We start from the raw sequence: 25,150 nt of genomic DNA, 5'->3' as shown, positions 1-25,150 counted from the left end.
TCATGTCTTTAACAATCGGAATCGTCGGACTGCCCAATGTCGGCAAGTCCACCATGTTTAATGCATTGACCCGCAACAATGTGCTGGCCGAGAACTATCCGTTCGCCACCATCGAGCCGAACACCGGTATTGTGCCGCTGCCGGATGATCGACTGCCCGTGTTGGCCAAGTTGGTCAACACCGAGAAGATCGTGCCGGCTACGGTGACCTTCGTGGACATCGCCGGCATCGTCAAGGGCGCATCCGAGGGTGAAGGCTTGGGCAACAAGTTCCTCGCCAACATTCGTGAGGCGGACGCCATCTGCGAGGTCGTGCGCGCATTCGAGGATGACGATATCGTGCACGTCAACGGCAAGGTCGACCCGGCCGACGATATCGACACCATCAACACCGAGCTGATTCTTGCCGATCTGCAGACCATCGAGAACGCGCTGCCGAAGCTGGAGAAGGATCTTCGCGGCAAGAAGATCGAGCCGGCATATATGGAAGCCGTCAAGCAGGCCAAGACGATTCTCGAAGCCGGCGAGACCCTGGACAAGGCTGCTCGCGAAGGCCGATTCGACAAGGATTCCGTCTACGACCTGCACCTGATGACCGCCAAGCCGTTCATCTACGTGTTCAACGTGGACGACAACGAGCTGGCCAACGACGAGCTCAAGAAGAAGCTTGCCGCATCCGTGGCTCCTGCTCCTGCCGTGTTCCTGAACGCCCAGTTCGAGGCTGATCTGACCGAGCTTGATGAGGCTGATGCCCGCGAGATGCTGGCGGACGCTGGTTTGTCCGAATCTGGTCTCGACCAGCTGGCTCGCGTGGGCTTTGACATTCTCGGCCTTCAGACCTTCCTGACCGCAGGCGTCAAGGAAGTGCGCGCGTGGCAGATCCACAAGGGTTGGACCGCTCCCCAGGCCGCCGGCGTGATCCACACCGACTTCGAGAAGGGCTTCATCAAGGCCGACATCGTCTCCTACGATGACTTTGTCGCTGCCGAAGGTTCCATGGCCAAGATCAAGGAGGAGGGCAAGCTCCGCCAGGAAGGCCGCGACTACGTTATGCAGGACGGCGATATCGTCGAGTTCAAGTTCAACGTCTCGAAGTAACTCCGGCCATCGCCCCTCAGCCCTACTCCCGCTTGGGATTCCGGCTCCTCGGCGGCCCACCTCCAATCGACTTCGCAACCGAATCATTCGGTACTAACACATTGGTAATAGGTCGATAGTACCACGGTATGGTACAGCCGTACCGGATTGGTACAGACGCTCGAACGCCCCGCGCGGCACACGCCCGCGGGGCGTTCCCATACCCGCCGAACCCTTGGAATGACTGGGATTCACGTGGTACGAAGGCGGGGCGAGGGGGCGGTCCGGCGTCCATGCCGTGGTGGCGCTCGCGGGCCGCCGTACCGCCGTGGCGCGCCTGTACCAAGCGGTACTAGGCGCGGTACGGGTCCGGGGCGGACGGGACGGGCCGCGCATGCCCGTTAGATAGTAGGCGTGTGAGGGGGAGAAGTGCGGCGACCGACGCCGACCGCCCCCGCCGGAAGGAGAAGCATCATGAGGAACACCATGGGAAGGGCCCTCGCCATAGCAGCCGTCATGGCGAGCGTCATCTGGCTCGCCGCGGGCTGCGGCGCGACCGGCGACCAGACCACCGGGTCGGAGGAGGCGCAGACCAACGTGACCGTCAAGCCCGGCAAGGGCGAGACCGACGCGGATGGCCCCGCCTCGAAGCAGACCGGCGAGCAGGAGCTGCTCTGGCTGGGCCAGGGCTCGTACGACACGAAGGGCGACGAGGACACCGCGACCATCTCCGTGAACATGCAGTGGCGCAACACCGGCGACGGGCCGGCGAAGGCCAGCAAGGTGCTTAGCGTGAAGGCCACCACGCCGAAGGGCGAGGACGCGAAGGTCGCCTGGGACTACCAGCCGTCCGAGAGGGGGGACGCGGTCTCGCTGAAGGCTGCGGACCCGACCCTCAAGCCCGGTGAGACGGGGGACATCACGTTCTTCATCACCATGCCCTTCGACGAGTTCAACGGTGCCGAAGCGCAGAAGAACCCGGTGGTCGTGACCGTCACGGACAACGGCGGCAACTCCTTCCAGTGGAAGAGGTACGCGGTCATCGTCCGTAGCAGCGCCCAGCACGACTCCGGCCCCGGATACACCGCGCCGGACCCGACCAAGCTGGGCATGGAGGTCGGCAAGCAGGAGTGGGTGAACTGACCCCAGCCCAAGCCCCCGAACAAGGGGAATACAGGACCAGCACACGAAGCAACGCGGGTGGTCCGGGATGTTCCAACGGTTATCCCGGACCACCCGCGTTCGTGTTCGTGTTCCTGCTCCGTGTTCCTCCTCTTCTAGGACCACCCGCGCCGCCCCTTCCTCCTTCCTTCTCTTCTTGGCGGTTCCGTGAGCGCGTGGGATATGTGTGTTGGTGATTGGGGCTGGGTGGTTCCACGGGGCGTTCGTCCCGACGCCGGGCCCGTGGAGGGGAGACGATGACATGGGTGGTGCGTTGAGGAAGAAGCCGAAGACGGCGGGCCAGAGGGACGCGATCGACGCGCTCGTGGACCGCATCATGCCGGAGCCCGAGCCGATACCCGAGCTGCCGGACGAGCCGTCCGACTACCGCCGGGTCGTGCTTGCGAGCACGCCGGAGCTGAAGCGGCGCTGGGGCCGGGACGAGTACAAGGCGATGGTGAACGTCCGTACCGGCAACACGGTCACGGTCCTCCACGACGGGAGCGTGTACAACGTCCGGAAGAAGGCGTGCCGCGACCACCTCGTGGCGAACCGCGACGAGCATCTCCTCGCCGAGGGCATGGCGGTGACCCTGCTCCTGCGCATCACGCGCCCCGATCTGTACGAGCACAGCGTCCTGCCCGCCCTGCCGTTCGACCTGAACGAGGCGCGCGAATCCATGAACCTGCCCAAGTGGGAGCCCGGCGACGCGAAGGACGTGAACGAAGCGAAGGCCTGACGGGCGCATGAACGCCGGTCAGGGGAACCGGCCCGAGGAGGCAACCATAAGAAGCGGCGCGGGTGGTCCGGGATAATCATCAGAACATCCCGGACCACCCGCGTTCGTGTTCCTCTTCTTCTTCTTCGTGTTCCTTCCCCTTCGTGTCCGTGCGTGTCTGGTCCGCTGTGCCGCGTGTGTCTGTCCGGCTTGTTGTGGATATGGCGTTACCGGTATTCGCCGGGCGAACCATTCCCGGCATCAGTGCTGGGAGGCAGCGACATGGTCAATGGAACCGACGCCACGCGCGCGGCGGGCCCGCGGGACGGGCGTGGAACCGACGCGAGGCTCGGGGCGTTCAACGCGCTGATGCGCAGGCGGGCGGTCGGGACGGCGGCGGAGTTGAGGCCGTTCCTCGTGGGTCTCGTGAACGCCTCGATGCGCGCGTACCTCCGCACCGGGGCGAAGCTCCCGGACGGGGCGAAGGAACGGTACCGCAGGTGCCTCGTCAAGGCGCGTGACGCGGAGAACAACCGTCAGGTGGCACGCGCGATAGGCAAGCTCACGCCCGGCGTCGTGAGCAACGAATGGTTCGTCCGGCCGAGCATGCCGGGCGGGTATGCGATGAGCGACCTCGTCACGCTCTACCGGCTCGCCGGCGGAATCCTCGACCTGAGGGAGGACCACCTCGACGCGCCCGCGTTCGTCCGCGTGCTCCTTCGCATCAGGTGCCTCGAACCCGACGAGGCCGCCCTCATCACGCTCAGCGGCGTGAACGCCATCAGCGACGACGGCACCATCCCGCCCATCCAAGCCGGACGCGACGACGGGGAGAACCCGCCCGAGGAAGCCCCAGCCGAAGCCCGGTGAAGGGCGACGGGTGACGCGGGGCCTATGAAGGCGCCTGATGGGCAACGCGGGTGGTCCGGGATAATCACTGAATAACCCGGACCACCCGCGTCGGTTCTTGTCCTTCCGATTCCTTGGTTCCGGTCCTGCGTTCCGCTGCTTGTCTTCTTGTTGCGTGTGCTTCTCCTCCTGCTGATTAGTGGTGGCTGGTCGTGCTCGTGGTGCGGGGGATATTCCCTCCGTGATGGTTGGGGCGGTTCCGGCGCGTGGTCGCCGGGCCGTCCCCTTGTTGTTCCGGTGGCGCGGGGCCCGTTCCTGCAGTATGATGGTGTTAGAACACTTGTTCGAATGGTCGTCGCCGCCGGTTCTGATGGATTGGGGGTCGGGATGGCCGGTAGGAGCCTGAAGAAGTACCACGTGAATGATGATGGCGAGGTGAAGGTGTGCACCGCGAAGAGCGAGGGCCGGTGCCGGTACAGGGTCAACGGCCCGCACTTCTATGATCGCGTGGACGGGAACGGCGTGTTCGTCAGCGGCCGGGAGATGTGCGAGGAGTACGTCGCCGGCGTCGAGGCGAAGCTCCACGAGCACGAGGCGAGGGGAGGCCTGCGTAAGGGCGGGTCCGGTGGCGCGGGGAGCGTCGCGGATGATTGGTCGAGCCCGGAGCCGGGGACGTTGCTCGTCACCGCGACCCCGGCCCGGACGCATGACTCGAACGCTTCGTTCTACGGCAAGTTCGCGGGGTTCGACGAGGCCATGCGGGGCGTGGGAGGCGCGTTGCCGGTGCGGAACACGATGGGCATGTGGGACGGCAAGCTGGAGCGCTCCCGCGTGTATGCCGTCCCCGACCCCGGCCCGGATGGAATGACTGAGCTTCGAGGCGAGCTGGACAAGGTGCGGCGCGACTACCTGCAGGACAGCGTCATGGTGATGCGCGCCGACCCGGACGGGAAGTCGAAGCTCCTCACGGTGGACGGCCTCACCGCGAAGCAGGCGCTCGACGCCACCACGTGGATGAAGGCCTGCTACGCGCTGGACATCCCCGAACCCGCGCCGGGCCGCCCGGTGCCGACTGTTCCGGGTATTGTCGGCATCCTCATGGACCCGAACAAGAGGAAGCTGGTCGCCGATTCAAGCGACCACGCGCTCGGCGGGACCTACGCTGACGGCAGGCTCATGGTCGCCGTCATCGACAAGTACCAGGGCGACTCCCCGAATCATGACAAGTACTACCTCGACCTGTTCACGCGGCACGTGCTGAAGCGGCGAGGCGCGAACAACGTCAGCGAGACGCGCGTGACCGTGGATATGGTCGAATCAGACGACGATTACGACGAGTACACGGCGCGGCAGAAGCGCGGGGACGCGGATAACATCCGGTTAGATACGCAACGAGGACTAATACGGGGCAAGCAGTCCGCCTACCCCGCTGGCCGGACCAACAGGTACGGGGACGCTTCCCTGTACTACAGCCCGGCGCAGTCGAACACCATCAACCAAGTGAAGGAGTGGATGAATGATGGAGAGCAATGGGACAAGGACCGTAAGGGTCCTCACGGAAGCGGAGAAGGAAGACTTGCCGAAGTACTACGACGTCACCGTCGAACTCGCGACCGGTGACATTAAGTGCATGCTCCATGACGGGTACGAGTACGACGAGTCAACCAGCGACCTCTGGTTCGGCGAGGAGGACCCGACCCGCGACCGGCGCTTCCACGAGGCCATGGCGATAGCCCTCCTCACGAGGCTCCAGCATCCCGAGTGCTTCGAAGCCGAACGCAACGAGACCGGTGCCCAGGCCACGCAAGACGCACCAGCCGACGACCCGTTCGACGGAGGCAGGAACCTCCTCGTCATGGTGAACGGGCCACGCATCCCCGGTGAGGAATGACCGACCGCGGAACGAAGCGTGTAAGGGCCAACGCGGGCGCCCCATGAAGGGGCCGATAAGCAACGCGGGTGGTCCGGGATTATTGACGAACATCCCGGACCACCCGCGTTCGTGTTCCGTCCCTTCTTCTTCTCGTCGGTTAGATGTCTGGTGTGATGCAGGGTGGCCGGTGATGGTTGCCTGTCGGGTCGTTGATTGGAGGATTGGTATGAGTGGTATGGGTTGCCTTGAGCCGGTGGATGCGGTGAGCATCGGCAGGACGGGTGGCGCTGATGGTGGAATGTGTCTGTTCGCTGAGGGGAGCGAGCCGCCGCGTGGCGGCTTGAAGGTCCGGTTCCGGTCGCGGGTGAATCTTGCGATGTATATGGAGCTCGTCGGGCTGGATGCCGTGCGGTTCCTGCCGGGTGACCTCGCGCGCGGCATCATCGATTCGCCGACCAGCATCGATGCCGCGAAGCACTGGTACGAGCTGGGGGACGCCATCGGGGTCGGTGCCGCGGTGTCTGGCGGGTACGTGGACATGTTCGTTGAGGGGGCTCGACGCGACCCGGACCTCATTCCGGCCGCCCTCACCGGCATCGCCGATTCGGATAGGGGCATGCGCGTCAGGGCGGCGGCCCGCGCGTTCCACCTCGACACGGACGTCCCGGTGGAGCTCATCGAGGAGGACCTGCGGGACGCGCTCCACATGACCGGTGAGCGCATGGGCGAGTGGACGTTGTGGAGCCTCATCGTCGGCGACCCGAACGACGATGACCCCCGCATGCTCATCGGCGCCCGCCCCATGCTGATCGCCGAACCATCGGTGACGCGCGAGGCCGGGGAAGCGCTCGTCGCCGCGCTCCGAGGCGGTGAGGACAGTTGGGCCACGACGCCAAGCGACGATGACGTGGCGGCGTTCAACCGGCGAGTCCAAGCCGAAGCGGTGGAGCGGCTCCACGGGCTACGCGACACGTACCCGACCACCTGGCCGGAACCATACCTCGCCGCCACGGATCCCGACCGGCAGGATGAAGCGGACGAGGCGATGCCCGCCGGTCTGGACGGGCAGACCGCGAACGCCATCAGGGACTGGCGCGCAGCCATGGGCCGTGATGACTGGAACGGGGTCATCGACGCCCACGAACGGTTCAAGTACCACCGGCACGGTAGCCTCCCATCAAGCATCGTCAACGACACGTACCACGCAAGGTGGGGCGCCGAGGCGGCCGTGACCACGCCCACGCTCCTCCCCGCGCGTAGGGTCAACATCATCTCCGGCACCACGCCGATGGCCCCGGGGCTCGCCGACTACCGCGCCTACGGCATCAGCGCCATCACCACGGGCGGGGCCACCGTCACCGGTCGCGAAGCCGCGCTCCGGTACGCCGCGAACATCCTCCGCGACCCCACGAACCTCCGGTACGCCTCGCCCGAGTACACGAACGCCGCGTTCAACACCGACGCGAACGCCCTCATCCAGGAGGCCACCGGAGACGCCGACGACCCGAAGTGGCAGGCGCTCGCCGCCATCCTCGCCGCCATCCTCCGACGCACGGAGGGGCGGCGAAGCCAGGGGTACGACCCCAACCCATACACACGCGAACCACAGCCACGAACCAGCCTGACGCAACAAGCCTGACAGGCCAGCACCACACGCGGCGAACGGTCACGGACACCCGGACGGCGGCGAACCGCCGGGACGCCCAACAGGAGGAGGAAGATCAACGGAGGGGAGGACGGAAGGAGAAGGAACTACGAACGAAGACCAACGCGGGTGGTCCGGGATATCAGAACAACCCGGACCACCCGCGCTTCTTCTTGCCTCCTTCTCCTTGTCTTCTATTCTTCTTGCCCTTCTTCTCCGTGTGCCTGTCCTCCTCGCCTTGCCTTGCCGTTCGTGCTTGGCGTTGTGGCCGCGGGCTCCGGCCCTGTGCGCCCGGGCATGTGCGGGTCCCGAGGGGTGGTATGATCCCCGGATCAACGCGGGCCCCTCGCCGTTGCATCGGGGCGCTCGCCGTGGGAACGGAGGCTGAGTGATGGCTGGCAGGTACGCGAATGGTATGGGCGGGGAGGTGCTCGCCTCGAACGACCTGAAGGCGGGGCACATCCACTTCGATGGCCGTATTGACCCCGTGCAGACCTCGCTGCGCATGGACGCGCACCGGTTCGAGGAACACATGGAGGGGCCGGAGCCGGACAGGCCAGCAGTGGGGCGTGAGACCGGAATCCGCTACGAAGGGGAAGCGGAGCGGGACGGGCGGGTCATCGACCTGCTCCGCTCGGCGGCGGACCACGCGGACGCCGGTGAGGCGGGAGGCTTCATCACCGACATGCGCAGCCTCGCGCAGCTGAACGTGGCGGGGGAGGCCACCGGCGGGTACCTGCGCATCATCGACCTCGTCTCTCTCTCATCCGGAGCCGGGGCCAGCGCCATGGACTGGATGGCACATCACCGTCGTCAGGGCGAATCGCTCGCCCGCGCCATCCTCCCCGCCACCGGGGAACAGCCCGTCCCGGAACGCCTCGCATCGCTCCTCGCCGAGGTGAGACGCATGAACGAGCGTGACGCGCAGGCGAACGACCGCTACACAGGAGCCGACGACGACATCACGCCGGACGAGGCGAACGTCGGCGACGAGGAACGGAGAAGCGCGTTCCTCCGCGCGCTCGCCGGACCCGTGGAGCTCCCCGCCGCGAAGCGCAGGATGCTCGCGGCCATCATCACCGGCAACCCGCTCCTGCGCGGCGTCATCACGGAACCCGAATCCACCGACCAGGCGGCGGGAGCTGTCCGCGTCGCCCGCCGGCTCCTCGACGAACGCCGGGGCGATACGGTCCCCGTTCATGAGACCGGTGACGAACCTCTCCTCGAATACATGTCGGTCCTCGACGTGGCGCGGGAAGCCGGGCCCGGCACAGGCATCGACGTGGACGAGCTCACGGAGCGGGTCGGACGGACCGACTACACGCTCACCGGCATGGACAACGAGCTCATCCACCCGACCCGGCTCATCGCCAGCGGCTACTACGACGAGACCACCATCAGTGACCTGCTCACGCTCCTCGCGGAGACGAACAACAGCCTCGCCAACATCAGACGGTTCCTCCACGAGACCGACCAAGTGGCCCACCCAAGCGGGAACACCATCCGGCCATAGCCGAGCAGGACCATCGGACAGGACCCACACGCCACGGCGCAACGGAGGCGCCCACGGCAAGGAACAATGCGGGGAGGGGAGAAGCGGATAGAAGCGCAGATAGAAGCGGCGCGGGTGGTCCGGGGTATCGCGACGAACAACCCGGACCACCCGCGCCGCTCCTCGTCCCATTCGTTCAGCTAGTCCCTCCGGCCCTTCCGCTCCTGTCCTCGTGGGTTCGTTCGTCTTGCGGCGATTCGCCGGTTAGATAACTGGTCGAGTGACCGATGGCCGGTCGTGATGGGCCGGCCGATACTGGGAAGGATTGGACCGATGATGGTGAAGGGGAGCCGTAGGACCGGTGGCGTGATTCTGCTGATGGTCGGGGTCGTGCTGAGCATCGCGTGCTACGCGAACGTCGCGATGAACGTGGCGGAGGCGCTGCCGGTGGCGGCGAGCGTCATGACGGCGGCGACCGGCAAGCCCGCGCCTGTACGGAGTGACGGGGCGGACTCGACCCGCGAGGACGGGGAACAGGCTTCGAGGGGAGCCGGGGAGTCGGATGCCGATTGCCTGTATGACGGGATGACCGTGAGTCAGGCCGCGCAGTGCGAGAAGCGCGTCGCCGAGCAGGTCCGCAAGCAGCACGAGGAGGAAGCCGCGAAGCAGGCCGAGGCGCAGCGCAATGCCGAGCAGGAGGCGGCGCAGCGCAAGGCCGCCGAGGAAGCGGCTCGGCAGGAGGAAGCCGCACGGCAGGCCGCGGCCCAGGCCGAGGCACAACGTCAGGCCGAAGCCCAAGCGGAGGCGCAGCGTCAAGCCGCCGCCCAAGCCGAAGCGCAGCGTAAGGCGAACGAAGCCGCCCAAGCCGCAGCCGCGCAGGCCGCCGCGATAGGCCACGCCGTGGACCGCACCTGCGCCACGACCCTGCAGCAGGGGCTCGCCGCCTGCCAAGGGGCAATAGACCTCGGCGGCCTCGTGGAGATCACCGTCGAATCGCCCCACGGGCCCGACGACCCGTACACCACCGCATGGCTCGCGCACAACAGCAAGGGCGGGGACTGGATACTCCACACGAACATCGGCGACACCGTACGAATCAACGGCAGGGACTACGTCGTCACCGGCGGCTGGGACCAGGACCAGAGGAAGGGCAAGTACGACAGGCAGCTGCCGCGGTACCTCCTGCAGACCTGCTACTACAACAGCGACTACATGCGCGAACTCATCCTCCAACCCAAGTGACCAACGACCCCTCGCCCAAGCGACAAGACGCCGACCCCCGCCAATCAGCATAACAACCGGCGCGAGTGGCACTGAATGAATGAAGGAGATGGGGAGGAACACCAGTGTCGGGGCGGAACCACCAAGGAGGAACAGTGGAGGGACGTGGCGCGGGTGGTCCGGGATAATCACGAACAACCCGGACCACCCGCGCTTCTTCTTGACTTCTCCTTGGCCCTCCTCATTCCCTGCGTGCTGTGGGCCTCCTCTCCTTCTGCCGCTTGACCTTCGGGTCCCTTCTTCACAGGCTCCGCATATTCGGGGGTTGTGGTCCGCTCGTCGGGTCGTGGATATTCGTGTCATGATCAGGGCGACCCCGCGGTTAGCGGCCGGGGGTCGCCCGTTGTTCGTTCTGGAGGGCTTGTCCCGTGGGAGGTAGTGAAGTGAGGGCGCATCTGAAGAATGGTGTCGGGCCGGAGTACGTGAGGTGCACGGCGGTGAAGCATCCGTGCAGGTACGGGGCGAACGAGCATATGCAGTTCGCTAGCGTGAAGGCGTTGGACCGGTACAACACCATCGTTGACGAGTACGGCGATGAGGCGGCGAGCCTGCGCGCCGAGGGCGAGGCCGGGCGTGACGGGTCCGGTGATTACATCGACCTCGCGAAGGTGATGCGGGGCGAGGAGCTGGACAGGATGGAGTGGATGACCCTCGTGGAGCATCTCAGCGACCCGGATTACCAGGCGAAGGTCGCGCTCGCGAAGCCGCTGACGAAGCATGATGGGTCCACGGCCGCGGGTTCCACTGGGGTGAGCGGAGCCGGGTCGGCTGGTGCCGTTGATGGACCGTCCGCTGACCCGGTCTCGTACGCCCTGTCGATTCGCACGGCCGGTGACATGGCGCGGGAGTACGAGCGGATGGTGGACGTCAGGGCGAGGGACGTGGGCCGTGGGATGGTCGCTGAGGCGGCCGAGGCGGCCGCGGAGCTTGCGGAGTTCCAGTCCCTGAACGTGCCCGCGTCCCATGACCCGCGTCTCGGCGGCGAGTATGACGCGAGAACGAACGCGTACATCGACAGGATCCGCAGGCTCACCGACCCCGAGGTCATCCGGTCGGAGGCGAAGCACCGCACGAACGACGAGCTGTCCGCCATGCAGAGCGAGTATGGGGAGACCGTCGAGGGGCTCCGCGCGACCAAGGCGCTCAACGGGCAGATGGTCGGCGACGCGCAGGTCGCCGCCCTCACCGGTGAGGCGAGCAGGTTCATGACGGGTCCGACGCCCGACGACGCGAAGCGTCTCAACGAGCACGTGCGCCGTGCGGCTCGTGCGGCGTTCCACAGTGACGCCAAGCTGCTCGGCGCGCTCGGCGAGGCCGAGGATTCGTATTGGGAATCCTACGATTACGACGAGGCGACCGGGGCCGTCGTTCCCCGTAACGGCGCCACGATGGAGGAGGCGGAGGCGGCCGCGGACGCGGTCTCCCTGCTGTGCGACGCCGAGAATGGCCCCGAGGCGACTGGCGGCGTCGAGCCGGATTGGGCGGCCGTGCATCGGGCGCTCCTCGATGCTCCGGTGGCAGCCGGCTATAACGACGATGACGACATCGGCGTGGCCATCACACTCAGCGGGTTCCTCGCCGGGTCGGACGACGCGATGGAACTGTTCGAAGGACTCTCGGATGAGGACGCCGGCCTGGTCGGTCTCGATACGGGCCAGGAGCGCGCCATCATGCTCGGCATGTACCACGTCGGCGAGGACTGGAAGGTGGATACGCCGCGCCAGGTCGTTCCCGGCGTCGATTCCGTCCGGTTCACCGATGGCCTCCGCTCCATCGCCCACGTGAACGCCGGGGCCCCGGCCCCCGAGACGTACCGCACGAAGGCCATGAACCGCGCCGCGCAGTGGAACCGGGAATCGGATGCGCGGGACCGCGCACGGTTCGAGCGTATCGACCGCATCGAAGCGGCTCGTCGCGCGGGGAAGTGACCGTATTGCGTGATATTCCAATCCGCCCGCCCGGACCGGCGCACGCCATGACCGCCGGCCCGGTCAACGGGACCATCACCAGCGGTTCCTCCTATCCGGACGCCGCCGCCGGTAGTCGCGCATGTCCTCCAGCTCCCCGAGCTTCGTGGAGATGAGGGACTGCCACTCGCGCATGATGCGGAACGCGGGCGGGCCGAGGAACCGGTGCGAATCATCGACCGGTTCCTGCAGTGCGGCGCAGAGCGCGTCAAGCTCCACCGCCATCGAATAGCGGCAGCCGTTCCACTCGTTCCAGCTGGACGTGATGCTCGCCATGAGCCACGCGCACCAGGAATCCGCGTCAGTGCGCGCCGGGCGGATGGGGACCGAGAGGTCCAGCTCGTTCCAGTCGTGACGGCTCATCAGCAGGATAAGCACGGTCTCGCCATCCGAGCCGATGCCCGCCCGGTTGGCCATCCCGTGCAGCACGGCGAGGAGGGGATTCTCCTCATCCGGCGTGACCAGCCGACACGCCTCCGTCTCATCCATGCAGAACGTCCCCTCAAGGGCAAGCATGAGCTGCGACGTGAGGTCCGCCCTCGCGGCCCCGGCCACGGTGCGAAGCAGCCCGGCCTCCCGCATCAGGATTCCCTGCATATGGGCATACGCGGGACCGCCGATCATCGACCAATACCTAACATCGGACATAGCTGCGCCTCCATTCAACGATGCAATGACAGGCGCCCCCGATGAGGGAAGCTACGTGGCCCCGATCATACAACCACCCGGACACGGACACGCGGGGAATGAGAAGGAGGAATAGACGCGGCGCGGAGGAGGGGAGGGAAGAACGGGCGCGGGTGGTCCTGATTATCAGGGACGCGGCGCGGGTGGTCCGGGATGTTCAGTGATTATCCCGGACCACCCGCGTTGGCGTTCCTCATGATTCATCCCGGACCACCCGGGCTCGCGGTTCTTCCCGCCGTTCATTCAGGACCACCCGCGCTGCTTCGTTCTTCTTCCGGGGCGGTCAGTTCGTGGTGGTGTGTTGGGCGTGACGTCGGAGGATGGCGTCCACCTCGCGGGGGTTCCAGTTGATGTCCTCCTCCCAGTGCCCGTACTCGTTCGTGGCGTTCACGGCGGCGACCCAGTCCTGGAGGGCCTTGCGCTTGCGTTGGACGTCGGCGCTGTTGCGGCCCTTCGTCTCTAGGATGAGCATGGTGCCGTTCGTGAGGCGGATGAGGAAGTCGGGGATGTAGGTGCGGGGTGAGCCGTTCTGGTCGCGGTACTCCAGCGTGAAGCCGATGTGGGCGTCGTTCTTCACCCATGCCTGCACGAGGTCGCTCTGGTCGAGGAACTCGGCGGTGCTTCCCTCCCAGCCGGAGTCGGTGACGCATTGGCTGATGTGGCTGTGGCGGGTGGGGTGGCATTCGCGCTTCGTGTACCAGGTGGCCATGTCCTTGGTGGAGCGGACGCGTTGCGCGTCGTCGATGACGGGGACCCAGTCGCTGGCGTCCTCGTAGGTGAGGGCGTCGTACACGTGCTGGACGATGTCGTTCGCGGCGAGGATGAGGAACGCCTTGTGCAGGTCCTCGTCGCCCCAGTCGGCGAGGGGCGGGTTGAAGGCGATGCTGTCGGAGTCGATGTATTCCTTGATGCAGCGTATGGCCTGGGGGAGGAAGTCGACTTCGGTCATGCTTGCGGGCGCGTGTTCCTTCATCATGCCCATGAGGTTCGTGGCGATGCGGAACACGAGGGTCTGCTCGCGGATGGTCCTGCATTCCTCCTTGAGGTCGACGAGCGTGTAGTTGCCCATGTCGGGGTGGTTCTGCAGGACGCTGGCGAGCTTCATGCGGGATGGCAGGTCGTCGGTGTCGATGAGGAGCGGGGTGATGAGCTTCGGGTCGAGGTTCACGTTGGTGCGTTCGCGGCGGTTCACGCGCACGACGTTCGGCCAGGAGATCTCGTACTCGCCTCGGTCCTGCACGACGTTGACCATGGTTCTCGGTTCGTCGGGGCCACCGTCGTCGCCGTCGCCGCCCTCGTGGGGGAGGAACTGCATGGGGATGCCCATGACGGTGACGTACTCGGGGCGGAAGAGCCCGGTGTCGGGGTCCACGTCGTAGCTGACGCGTCTCAATCCTCGGCCGATGACCTGCTCGCACAGGAGCTGGGAGGTGAACGCGCGGAGGCCCATGATGGAGGTGACGGTGTGGCAGTCCCATCCTTCGCTGAGCATGCCGACGCTGACGATGTGGCGGACGTCCTCGCCGGGCTTGCCGGGTTGGCCGACGGTGGCGACCTTCTCCCTGAGTTCCTCCTCCTGCACGCTCTTCGCGCGGCTGCCGTCCTCAAGGCTGGCGATGAGCTTCGAGTCGATGCGGACCGTGTACCGCTTGTCGGTGAGCTCGTCCGGCAGGGCGGGCGTGGTGCCGTGGTCGAACATGTACTGGACGCGGGCGCTGGTCTCCGTGCGGTTCACGACGCTGATCATGACGGGCGGCACGGGGGAGCCGTTCTCCTCCCACCGGTCGTAGGTGCGCTTCCAGTCGGCGGCGAGGAGGCTGTACGCGGCGACGACGAGGTGGGGCAGCGGCGTCGCCTCCGTTGCGTCGTCCGCGTTCAGGGAGTCGCGCACGCCGTCCTGGGCGTAGATGCGCAGGAGCCTTGACTGGCCGGTGTCGCCGTCCACGTACGTGTCGTCGCCCACGGATAGGCGGGGCGTCTTCACGAGCCCGGACTCGATGCCGTCGTTCAAGGAGAAGTCGCTGACGATCCAGCCGTACAGGGAGTCCGCTCCGGTCCTGTTGCCGGACGGGGAGAACGGGGTGGCGCTGAAGTCGAAGCATGTGTTGATGCCGCACACGCGGTGGATGCGGTCCAGTGCGCCCATCCAGGCGGTGGCCTGCTGCTGCTCGGCGATGTACTCCCGCCGCTCCTCGCCCTTCAGGTTGACCTTCACCTCCGGGTTCGTGCGCCAAGCGTGATGCGCTTCGTCGTTGATGACGAGGAGGTTCCGGTGGTTCGACATGTCGCCGATGACGGAGCGGACGTACGCCGCGTCGGAGAGGGCGCCGCGCTTGTCGACCGTCTTCTTCTTCGCTATCTGCTCCTCCGTCTCCCAGGTCATGGACTGCCAGTTGCGGACGATGACCTTGCCCTGGCGAAGCAGGTGGCGCATGGGGATGGGGACCACGTTGAACTTCATGTAGTAGTTCCCCTCGCCGCCGAGCTCCAGCACGCGCAGGCGGTCGCGCACCGTCAGGCCGGGGGCCATGACGAGGACGTCCTTCGAGAAGCGGCGGTCGCCGGGGTACGTGGCCTTGTTGCACACCATCCACGCGATGAGCATCGACATGACTATCGTCTTGCCGCCGCCCGTGCAGAGCTTCGTGCAGAGCCTGCGGAACAGGGAACCGTCCGACGGGATGTTCACGCCGACCTTCTCCGGGTCCGGCGCCTCCACCAGCCAGATGAGCGTCTCGATCGCGTCAAGCTCGCAGAAGAAGAACGGGTAGTCGCGCGCGTCCGGCGCACGCCACCATTCGATGAGCTTGCGCGTCACGGCGGTGGAGCCGGGGTAGCCGGCCTCACGCCACGCCTTCACGCGCGGGCGGATCAGGTTCACGAGGTCCAACGGGACGAGCTGGCCCTCGCCGCGCGACGAATCATCGCCCTGCGACGCGATCAGGTACGCGGCCCTGCGCCGGCCCGGCACCCGCTTGAACCCCTGCTCCACGGAGTCGTACTCCCAATGCTCCTCGGGCTCCCGGTACGCCGAGCAGATGATGAGCTGTCCGATGCTCTGCTCCACTGCCATGAATCAATCCCTCCTCGGGAAGAACCACCAGCCGCACACCATCACCGCCCCAAGCCGGAGGCCGATGACGGCCGGTCAGGAGGGGGAGGATAGTAGTGGCGCGGGTGGTCTGGGTTGTTCGCCCATCATCCCAGACCACCCGCTCGGCTTCCTCCCTGTGGTTCCGTCGCGTGGTTCCTTGTTGGGTTGCCGTGCTTCGGTGTTGGGGTGCGTGGTGGTCTGGTGTGGTGGGCGTGTTGGTCGTTGTTGCTTGCTGGGTCCCTTGGGGTTAGTCCATGGGGATGGTGAGGACGGCCGTGGATTCGATGCCTCGGTTGTCGATGATCTTGACGGCGCAGCGGGTTCCCTTCGCCGCGGTGAAGGGGAGGCTGGTCGTGCCGCTGTAGGCCTTGATGAGGGTCGGGTCGACTTCGGCGCGGAGGGTCTTGGCGAGGTCCTGCCAGCCGTTCTTGCGGTCGGGGAAGAAGACCTGTTCGGGTTCGAAGACGAGTCCGTCGTAGTCCTCGTCGAGTTCCCACATGGCGATGTCCTTCGCGGATCCGCTGGTGAGTTCGCCCTTCTTGACGTCGTAGTAGTCGAACCCGGCCACGTTGACGCGCCATTGGCCGTTGCGGCTCTTCACGGGTTCGAGCTTGATGTCGGGTTGGCCGATGATGGTGAAGCCCTGGCCGTTGCGTTGCTTCTTGCGTAGGTCGGCGGTGAGTAGGTCGGGGTTCATCTGCACGGCGACGAGTTCCGTTCTGGGCAGGTGGAGGTTCGCGATGAGGTCCGTCGCCTCGGGGTCGAACTGGAACGCGGCGATGATGATGAGGTCGGGGCGCGGCTTGAAGGTCGCGGCCTCGTCGGCGGCGAGGTCCACGACCCTGCGGTCCATGGGCTTCGTGTCGGAGCCGAAGCAGACGACGATGCTGCGTGGGGTCTCCTCGTCCGTCTCTCCTTCGGCGGCGAGGTACGTGGTGCCTTCGAGCATGTCGAGGCGGCTGAGGCGGATGCGGTTGCCGCGCTTGTCGAGGATGCCGTTCGCGCGGAGCTCCTCCATCCATTCGCCCTGCTTCGCGTCGCCGTAGTTGCCGGCCTTCTCGTCCGTGGGGCTGATGACGACGGGGGACGGCGGCGCCTCGACGGTGAACGGTCCGGCGACGCGGATACGGGTCTTGTCGATGTGCGGCCTGTCATACAGGACCTCGGATTCCGGGTCCTCTCCTCGTGCGATGGAGCGGAGTGTGACGTGGTCGGCCGTGTCGAGGACGAGACCGGAGTCGATGCCCTGCGAGGGGTGGAGCAGCTCGTAGTAGTCGAACGTGGAGGTCATGAGCCGCTTCTTCGCGACCTCGATGGCGACGCGGCTCGTGTCGATGGTTATCCATCGGCGTCCCCACTTCTCGGCGGTCCATGCCGTGGTGCCGGAACCGCAGGTCGGGTCGAGCACGAGGTCTCCGGGGTCGGTGGTCATGAGCAGGGCGCGCTCGATGACCTTCGCGGTGGTCTGCACCACGTACAGCTTGTTCGAGGCGAACCCGCTGATGGTCGTGTCCGTCCATACGTTCGTGATGGGGTAGTACGGGTAATCGTCGTAGTAGCGGATGTAGCGGATGGAATCGCCTCCGGCAAGCGCTTCAATGCGCTTCGCGGCGATGAGGCGCTTCATCCCCTCCTCGCTCGTCTTCCAATAGCCGCGACCGGGGTCATAGGTCTGGCCGTTGAACTCGACGGAATAGTTCGTCGCGTTACTCGCGCTCTGGGAACGAAGGTTATCGAGGGAGTAGACGCGGCTGCCCATAGGCCTCGACGAGTAATCGAACACGCGGTGCGTGGACTTCTCCCATTCGCTGATGGTCATTCTCGACCCATCGGCGAGCTCTATGCGGTTGTACGCCTTCGCTCCGTCGCCGCCGAACTCCTTCTCCTTGTAGAGCTGGTGGTACTTCATCTTCTCCTTGTCCGCCGCGTACCAGACAAGGTAGTTCGATACGGATGACAGGCTTGTCAGGGCGTTCGGTGAGCCGGCTCCCGTGGTGGTGACGTAGGCGATCTGGCTGACGAAGTTCTCCGGGCCGAATACCTCGTCGCACAGCTCGCGGACGTGGTGAACGTTCGCGTTGCTGATCTGCACGAACACGCTGCCGGTATCGGCGAGCAGCTCGTGGGCGAGCTTCAGGCGGTCCCGCAGGTACGTGAGGTACGAGTGGATGCCCATCTCCCATGTGTCGCGGAACGCGGTCAGTTGCACGGGGGACGAGTCGATGGAGTCGTCCTTGCCTTCCACGACGTTCGGGGCGTTCACGAGGGGCTGGAAGTTCGACTTGAATCCGATGCCGTATGGCGGGTCGATGTACACCATCTGCACCTGACCGGCCATGCCCTCCTTCTGGATGAGGGAGTTCATCACACCCAACGAGTCGCCGGCGATGAGGCGGTTCGTCCACGCGACGCCATGCTCATAGAACTCGATGGCCTGGTTACGCAGCTCCGTCTCCTCGCGGGCCGTCATGCCGAACAGCGCGGGCTGGAAGGGATAATCCTTGCTCGTGTGCTTCTGCACGCGGCTGATGATCTTCGACGGCTTCACGGATTCGTGAATGTGAATCGAGGTGGTCGGGACCTCCACCTCGTCATGCTCCGCCTTCCCGGACCACACGAGCATCGGGTCGAAGTGCGGGTCATACGCGTAACGCCCCGGCTCCGCCTGCTCCGTATCGAACTGGGCCATGCCGGCGCCCGGATTATTCACCCTCTTGAACTCGTCATGCGTATACGCATCGACCACGCGCTCCGACTCGGAACCAGAACCACGCGCCACAACGCACCTCCCCAATCAGCCAATACCAGTAGCAACCAGTCTAATGGAACCCACCGGGCAACGGACCATACGCCACCCGGCACCACCGAGGAGACAAGACAGGGGAGAAGCAACGAAGCAATGCGGATGGCCCCCCGAATGAATGAAGGAAGAAGAACGCTACGCGGGTGGTCCGGGTTATTCGTCGATCCTCTTCTCCCTGCCCCGCCTTGCCTCGCGATGGTTCCGGACCACCCGCGCCCGTCTTCTTGGGGTTGTTCTTCTTGTGGGTCTCGTGGTTCGGGGGGCGGAACCGGTGTCGCGCGCATATTCATTGGTGTGGGGCGATGGTTGCCCTGTGGTGTCTTCTTCGGCGTTCTGCCGGTTAGACGAATGATGTGTGCGTCGGTTGGCGGCGCATTGGACCAATGCGATGATTGGAGAATAGTCATGGTGAACGATTCCCGGTTCGACCCGCGTGTGGCGGATGAGGATGATTGGAATTGGGCGTACCCGGCCGTCGTGGAGCTACGCGACGGCAAGGGCCCGGATTACGAGAAGTGCTACTACTCCGGGTACCCCTACCCGTGCTGGCTGCCTGAGAACGTGCATCTCGAACTGCCCACGGATGAGGCGGCGGACGCGTTCCTTGCCGGGGCGGAGGAGTGGCGGCACCCCGTGTACGCGCACCCCGCGAAGGACGGGCGTAGCTATGAGGTATGCCATGCGGCATCCCATGTGGATTGCCCGGTGAATGAGCGTCCGCATCGGGTGTTCCGTTCGATGGATGAGTTCCAGCGCGTATGGGGATGGGCGCAGCCGGTGGCGGCCCACTTGCAGAACGGCAAGGGGCCCGCGTTCGTCATGTGTGGGGACGGGTACGCCTGCCGGTACCCCGCGGAGGCTCATCGCGTGTTCCGCACGAGGCTCGCCCTCGCGCAGTTCGATGCGCTCACGCTCCTCAACGCATGGCAGTACCTGCCCGCCGAACTCGTCGCGAAGCTGCGGAGTCAGCAGGTCATCGAACTCGACCCAAGCTCGTACGAGGAACGCAGGAACTACGAGGACGCGGCGAGCCATGGGGAGAGCGACGCCATCGCCCGAACCGTAAGCCAGCTCGACCAGGCGGCGCTCGCGGATTACGCTCCGACGATCGCGGAGCGTGTGGATGGGCTGAGGAACATCGCCGCGTCGGTCGCCTTCGGAGGGGAGACGGATGAGGAGCCGGATGAGGCGCGGCGGATCCTCGAACGATGGCTCGGTTCAGTCTCCAAGCTTGACAGTCTCCACGACCCGCATGACCAGGGGTACCCGCTCATGGCGAAGTACCATGACGAGGCGCTCCGCAGCATCGCGTACGCCCTCGCCTCGAAGCTGGGCATCAGCGTCCCCGAGCCGGAGGCCGCCGCCGTTACGGCCGAGGCGGAGGACCGGTTCCTCGCGAGCATAGCGAAGCACGTCGAGGCGGCCGACGCCCTTGGCGTCCCTGTGAGTAAGGCCCTGCGCAACGCGGACCGCGACAGCCTCAAGTACCACAACCGCGACTGGATGGACGCCGACCTCTGGCGTGCGCTCGGCGAGAAGCAGGCGCGCATGTACAACGTGCATGGCATCAGCATCCTCACGCCCGAGGGAACCATCGACACGAACCCCGCCGCCATCACCGGCAGGTTCATCGCGAACCAGTTCCAAGCGGACCCGAGCGGTTACCTGCCCGGCCTCATACGCGCAATCCCCAGGGAGGACGACGTCCCTGGGGATGATGGACTGTACGACGCGTACTCGCGAGCCATAGGCGCGGACGAACCCGAATCCTCCACGCAACGGAACGCGGCGGCACAAGAACTCGCGACCCTCCTCAGCACGCGGGCCAAGCGGTACGTGAACGCCGACACCGACGCGGAGTGACCAACCATCCCCGCCAAGGGAAGGAACCAACGCGGACGGCCCTCATGAAGGGCTGATGAGTAACGCGGGTGGTCCGGGATAATCATGAACGTTCCGGACCACCCGCGTTCGTGTTCCTGCTCGTCGTTCTCGTTCCGCTGGTCGTTGCGGCGCGTGATTACCGGGCGATTATGGCGCTAACCCAACTTGCCGTACTTCGCAAGGATTATCGTCGCTTGTTGCGTATTCGTGCATGATTGTTGCCGGATCGTTGCGATTATTGGCGTTCCGTTGTTGATTCTTGCCAATCGTCGGTGATTGGCGTGCGGGTATTAGACCTTCCACGATATTGCGCCGTCCGAGCGGGGCGCGTGACCGGACCCGCACTTATATAGCCGACTTGAGCGACGGTCCATGGTGGACCGCCCGTCAGGAGTAAGGAACCTTGAATGAGCGGGAATAATGCACGCCGCGGCGCCGGGAGCGCGGCTGACGGTGGGAAGCGTGGCGGTAAATGGAGCGGCGCGGTGCTCGCGGTGCTTCGCAACGGCGGGGAGGGGCCGGGGTATATGGATGCGCACGCGTCCATCACGACCCGGCCCGAGGACGAGCGGACCGACATCCTCGGCGTTCCGATGGACCGGTTCCTCGAACTGCCGAACAGGCGGGCGCTTCAACGCTTCCTGTCCGGTGCGAGGGAGTGGGAGCATCCGGTCCTCGTGCACTTGCAGGTGAGCAACGATTCGACGTATGGGTATGAGGTGTGCGATGCGAAGGACCCGCGTGAATGCGCGGCCTCGCCGTACCAGCCACACCGCGCGTACCCGGACAGGCAGTCGTTCGACCTTGAGCGTGACTGGTTGACCGGGGACGGTGACCTGTTCGACCATCCGGAGCCGACGCCCGATGACGAGGACCCTGATGAGGAGTGGTTCTTCTGACCCGGTGGCCGCCGGATCATAAGTGAGGGCGGCCGGTAACTCGTACCGTCCGCCCTCATCCCAATGCACTATGGCAGTAGGTTATCCGCCTAACCGGCGGGGCTTGGGCAGCTCACCGCGGCTCACTGCCCGTTGCATTACTCCCAATATCTTCGGGAGCGTTAATCCGGGGCCTCCACGTGGGCGGCCCGTACCGGTGATGCTATCAACCCGCATGGCGGCGCGCGGCGCTTACGGCGAATCAGGGCGGTGCACAGACAATTACGATTCGGTGGCGCATACGGGACTGCTGGGCGGAATCGTTGGAACGACAAGCCTGACGGTGGTCAGGTAACGATTAGCCGGTTAGATGACCGGCAGGAACAAGTTGGAAGACCTCCCCGCGGATTGACCCTCCGTGCCGGTCGAGGTCCCGTGCCGGAGCTCCGGCGCGGTGGTAGTGATTGGAACCTTCATGATTAACGCTGGACTGGATGTCATGGCCGGCGACTGGTACGGCTTCTACTCGGGCATTGGGCGTATAGGCTGGACCATCCGCTCATACGACGTGGCTCGCAGGTGGCGGTACAACCCCACGCTCACGAACCTGCCGAACTACATGTACAACTGCGCGGGCGTCACCGCCGTGTACGCGCGCGCCATCGGCTGCGGCGAACCGGGCGGCCCCATCACCATCGACTACCGTGGCATCTACACGGGCGAGGGGGACTGGGCGAGGCAGGCCGAGCTCGCGTTCGAATGGGCCGAGCGGGACAACGAGTCCTTGTACTGGATCTCCCGCCTGGTGAAGCCGGAACCCGTGAACGGAACATTGGACGACAAGTGGCCCGTGACGATACCCGTCCAGTCACGCGAACCCGCCATGCTCCCGCTCCTCTACGCCGACGAAGCCGCGGCGGACGCCGGGTGCGCCGACGAGGAGCTCCTCATCACCGGCCACGACGGCAGGCCGATGCCCATCCGCCCCGACTGCTGGGCGAACCGGCGCCTTGTCACCAAGCTCGTCACGAAGCCGCTCCTCGAAGCGAACGGTCCGACCGACGGCATCATCGACAAGATGCGCTTCATGCTCTACACGCTCGCCGCGCCCCGCCTGCTCAACCAAGGGCACGACGAGAAGCGGCCGGACCCGCTGTACCGGAGCAGCAAGTACGGATGGCGCGACCGGCTGCCGAATCCCCGCCTGGCCAACAATTACGATTACCGGAACGCGCTCGCGGAACGCACCTCCACGGACCCGGCCATGCGCGGCGTGAACGGGGCGTGGCCGTTCCACGGGTTCCGGGAAGGCGAACTCGAACGGCTCGCATGGGAGATGGCCGAGGCCGGAAGCAGGCAAGCCGCATGGGCGGTGTGGCGCGCGTACTGCAAGACGCGCATCGAGGCGCTCATCCGCGAGGCCGCAGACTACATCGACTGGCCCGACGCGCGGACCTACAGGACGCCCCACGGTCTCGCGCACGGCACGCGCAGCGACTACGGGTACGACCGGACCACCACCACGGCCCGGCTCAAGCCAAGGAAGGGGAGCCGGGACACGAGCGGCCTCGACAGGCGCCGCGGCATGATGAACGTCCTGCTCATGCTTCCCTTCAACACACCGGGCAAGCTCAGGCTCCTCACGCTCAACGGGTTCGCCAGCGTCGAGGACGGCGGCTACTCGGCCAACCCATGGTACGGCACGTACACCGCATTCATCGGAAGCCTCATCGCCAAGATCGAAGCCGAGGAGGGGACCATCATCACCGGCATCCGACCCGGCCCCGGCATGACCCGCACCGAGGAGTACCGGCTCTGGATGACCTGGCTCCTCAACCGCCGCTCCACCGACAACGAGCTGCAGGGCTCCGGAACCACGAGCCCCAGCCGCAAGGACAAGGGAGGGGCCAACGACAAGCGGCCATACCGGGAACGCCTCGCCCCGATGCTCCACGCGTACCTCACACGCCACGCGAACAACTGGACGAAGCACAACACAGACAACCAACAAGAAGAACAACACGGATAACCAACAAGAAGACAAGAAGGAGCAACGGAAGAACGAACGCGGGTGGTCCTGATTCTTCTCGTTAAATCCCGGACCACCCGCGCCACGTGTCATTCCCTTGTTCTTCGGCGGATTGCGGGCCACTGGCCGGCGGCGTCATGCGCGTGCCGGTTCCTTGGGGCCGCTTCGGTTAGATGTGCCGATGATTGGGGATGACGGAAGGGACATCATGTTCAGGAATCATGTCAGACGGTTCAACGTGGGCCGTGGATTGTATACGGACGTTAAGCTGCCGGATGACGTCATGCGTCGCATTGGCAGTGGCGGGGAGGTGCGCGTGGGCGGCATCGATCTCGGCGAGGATAACGTCGCGACGCTCACCACGAACGTCACGGACCCGGTGATGGTGAGCGCCGCGAGCTACTGGGCCATCATCAGTCACGCGGATGAGATGGTCGCGTCCCTCGATTGGACGCGTGAGCAGGCGAGGGAATGGGCGAGGAGGAGCAAGGCGCGGTGGTTGAACCTCATGACCAGCGCCCTCGCCCGAGTGATACTCGACATCCGGCTGGATGTGGTCGTCATCGGCTACAACCCGGATTGGAAGAACGGGACCGGTGGGATGAAGCAGGCGGGCATGGGCGATGACGCGAACGTCACCGGCGCGCACCCCGGCTCGAAGCGGGACAAGGTCCTCTTCCAGCAGATACCGTACCGGCCCATCATCAACCTCCTCGCCTCGAAGCTCATGAAGCACCACGTCACCGTCATCATCACCACGGAGTCCTACACCAGCAAGACGGACTACGCTGGCCTCGAACCGATGGCGGACGAGTACCACGTGAACCGTACGCCGCTGCGCGTCCTCACTAACGCCGACGAGAAGAAGCTCCGCGGCATGCTCAACCACAAGTACGCCTGGGGGACCTTCGACGAGGAACGCCTCGCCTCGAACCCGAGCATCACGCTCCTCAACCGCATCGCCGGGCTCCGCGAGATGAGCCAGTACAGCAACGGCAGGGGGACGTTCGGCAAGGAGCGGTGGCGTGCGCTCCACCAGGCGCTCGCCAAGCAAGCCCAATGGGAGACCGAGACAGGGGCGGACACGCACTGGCACTTCAGGGGCAAGCGCATGAGCGACGAGAAGGAGATCTTCGCCCTCATGAACCAGGCGCTCGCGAAGTGGAACGACGCGCTCAAGTACGACCGGGACAAGAAGCACCATTACGACGGCGGCAGGCTCGCGTACAGGAAGTGCTTCAACGACCGCCAGTACCCCGGCGACGCGAAGATACAACTACGCCAGCTCCGCGACGCGTTCCTCCGACCCGACGGCACCATCGTCAACAGCGACGCGAACGGCGCCGGGAACATCATGCGCATCGGCCTCATCATCGCCTACGCCACCACACTCCACGAATCGGACGACAGCAAGACGAACGGCATCACCATCCACGAGGTCCACGGCAGGGACAAGTACTTCGGCATCGAAGCCGTCCTCCGCCACACCATCCAACCCGACGACCACACCATCAGCCGGCTCACGAACCCCCACAAGCTCACCCGCTTCACCAAGGAAGACACCGACAAGCTCACCCGGATCCTCACACGCCACGACAACACCACCAAGCAAGACAACACGCAAGACGCACCACAACACGAATAAGCACACCAACCACACGACCCAACCGAACCCCAACGCGAGTGGTCTGGGACCAATAGCCGAACGGCAGC

Annotated in this window: 17 protein-coding genes; 14 read left to right on the top strand and 3 right to left on the bottom strand. The window is 65.4% G+C overall.

What is annotated here, in order from left to right; all coding sequences use genetic code 11:
• Positions 1 to 2: 2 nt before the first annotated feature.
• From ychF to G1C97_RS02690, 10 genes are all read left to right on the top strand, one after another.
• Entirely contained in the window at positions 3 to 1,097 is a 1,095-nt protein-coding gene (ychF, locus tag G1C97_RS02735; RefSeq protein WP_169240424.1) for a redox-regulated ATPase YchF, read from the top strand.
• A 453-nt stretch (positions 1,098 to 1,550) separates the two neighbouring features.
• Positions 1,551 to 2,219 carry a COG1361 family protein gene (locus tag G1C97_RS02730; RefSeq protein WP_169240423.1) on the top strand — a complete coding sequence of 223 codons (669 nt, stop codon included), beginning with the start codon at positions 1,551 to 1,553 and terminating at the stop codon, positions 2,217 to 2,219.
• 280 nt (positions 2,220 to 2,499) lie between these two features.
• Positions 2,500 to 2,976 carry a hypothetical protein gene (locus tag G1C97_RS02725; protein ID WP_169240422.1) on the top strand — a complete coding sequence of 159 codons (477 nt, stop codon included), beginning with the start codon at positions 2,500 to 2,502 and terminating at the stop codon, positions 2,974 to 2,976.
• A 261-nt stretch (positions 2,977 to 3,237) separates the two neighbouring features.
• Positions 3,238 to 3,825 carry a hypothetical protein gene (locus G1C97_RS02720; protein ID WP_169240421.1) on the top strand — a complete coding sequence of 196 codons (588 nt, stop codon included), beginning with the start codon at positions 3,238 to 3,240 and terminating at the stop codon, positions 3,823 to 3,825.
• A gap of 366 nt (positions 3,826 to 4,191) precedes the next feature.
• Positions 4,192 to 5,424 (top strand): hypothetical protein, encoded by a 1,233-nt coding sequence (locus G1C97_RS02715; protein WP_169240420.1) that lies wholly within the window; start codon positions 4,192 to 4,194, stop codon positions 5,422 to 5,424.
• A complete protein-coding gene (locus G1C97_RS02710; RefSeq protein ID WP_169240419.1) occupies positions 5,381 to 5,695 on the top strand; it encodes a hypothetical protein in 315 nt (104 codons plus the stop codon). Before G1C97_RS02715 ends, G1C97_RS02710 begins: the two co-directional genes overlap by 44 nt.
• A 208-nt stretch (positions 5,696 to 5,903) precedes the next feature.
• Positions 5,904 to 7,316, top strand: a complete 1,413-nt coding sequence (locus G1C97_RS02705) for a hypothetical protein (RefSeq protein WP_169240418.1) — start codon at positions 5,904 to 5,906, stop codon at positions 7,314 to 7,316.
• Between the two features lie 397 nt (positions 7,317 to 7,713).
• Positions 7,714 to 8,835: a hypothetical protein gene (locus tag G1C97_RS02700; RefSeq protein ID WP_169240417.1), complete on the top strand. Its 1,122-nt coding sequence runs from the start codon at positions 7,714 to 7,716 to the stop codon at positions 8,833 to 8,835.
• 564 nt (positions 8,836 to 9,399) lie between these two features.
• Positions 9,400 to 10,056, top strand: a complete 657-nt coding sequence (locus tag G1C97_RS02695; RefSeq protein ID WP_169240416.1) for a hypothetical protein — start codon at positions 9,400 to 9,402, stop codon at positions 10,054 to 10,056.
• Positions 10,057 to 10,568: 512 nt separating this feature from the next.
• Positions 10,569 to 12,023, top strand: coding sequence for a hypothetical protein (locus G1C97_RS02690; protein ID WP_169240415.1), 1,455 nt, complete (start codon positions 10,569 to 10,571; stop codon positions 12,021 to 12,023).
• 75 nt (positions 12,024 to 12,098) lie between these two features.
• On the opposite strand, the gene G1C97_RS02685 is transcribed toward G1C97_RS02690, so the two are convergent.
• The 3 genes from G1C97_RS02685 to G1C97_RS02675 form a co-directional block, all read right to left on the bottom strand.
• Complete coding sequence (locus tag G1C97_RS02685; RefSeq protein WP_169240414.1) at positions 12,099 to 12,710, bottom strand: hypothetical protein; 612 nt, start codon at positions 12,708 to 12,710, stop codon at positions 12,099 to 12,101.
• A 322-nt stretch (positions 12,711 to 13,032) separates the two neighbouring features.
• Positions 13,033 to 15,609, bottom strand: a complete 2,577-nt coding sequence (locus G1C97_RS02680; RefSeq protein ID WP_205832497.1) for a DEAD/DEAH box helicase family protein — start codon at positions 15,607 to 15,609, stop codon at positions 13,033 to 13,035.
• 481 nt (positions 15,610 to 16,090) lie between these two features.
• Positions 16,091 to 18,622, bottom strand: coding sequence for a site-specific DNA-methyltransferase (locus tag G1C97_RS02675; RefSeq protein ID WP_205832496.1), 2,532 nt, complete (start codon positions 18,620 to 18,622; stop codon positions 16,091 to 16,093).
• Positions 18,623 to 19,051: 429 nt separating this feature from the next.
• Between G1C97_RS02675 and G1C97_RS02670 the strand changes: the two genes are divergently transcribed.
• The 4 genes from G1C97_RS02670 to G1C97_RS02655 all read left to right on the top strand — a co-directional run bounded on the left by G1C97_RS02670 (position 19,052) and on the right by G1C97_RS02655 (position 25,082).
• Entirely contained in the window at positions 19,052 to 20,509 is a 1,458-nt protein-coding gene (locus tag G1C97_RS02670) for a hypothetical protein (RefSeq protein WP_169240412.1), read from the top strand.
• 428 nt (positions 20,510 to 20,937) lie between these two features.
• Complete coding sequence (locus G1C97_RS02665) at positions 20,938 to 21,429, top strand: hypothetical protein (RefSeq protein ID WP_169240411.1); 492 nt, start codon at positions 20,938 to 20,940, stop codon at positions 21,427 to 21,429.
• Positions 21,430 to 21,883: 454 nt separating this feature from the next.
• Positions 21,884 to 23,437, top strand: coding sequence for a hypothetical protein (locus tag G1C97_RS02660; protein WP_169240410.1), 1,554 nt, complete (start codon positions 21,884 to 21,886; stop codon positions 23,435 to 23,437).
• Between the two features lie 208 nt (positions 23,438 to 23,645).
• Entirely contained in the window at positions 23,646 to 25,082 is a 1,437-nt protein-coding gene (locus G1C97_RS02655) for a hypothetical protein (protein WP_169240409.1), read from the top strand.
• Positions 25,083 to 25,150 lie beyond the last annotated feature (68 nt).

The sequence above is a fragment of the Bifidobacterium olomucense genome (genome assembly GCF_012932375.1).
Classification (GTDB): domain Bacteria; phylum Actinomycetota; class Actinomycetes; order Actinomycetales; family Bifidobacteriaceae; genus Bifidobacterium; species Bifidobacterium olomucense.
This window is presented reverse-complemented; position numbering and strand designations above follow the sequence as displayed.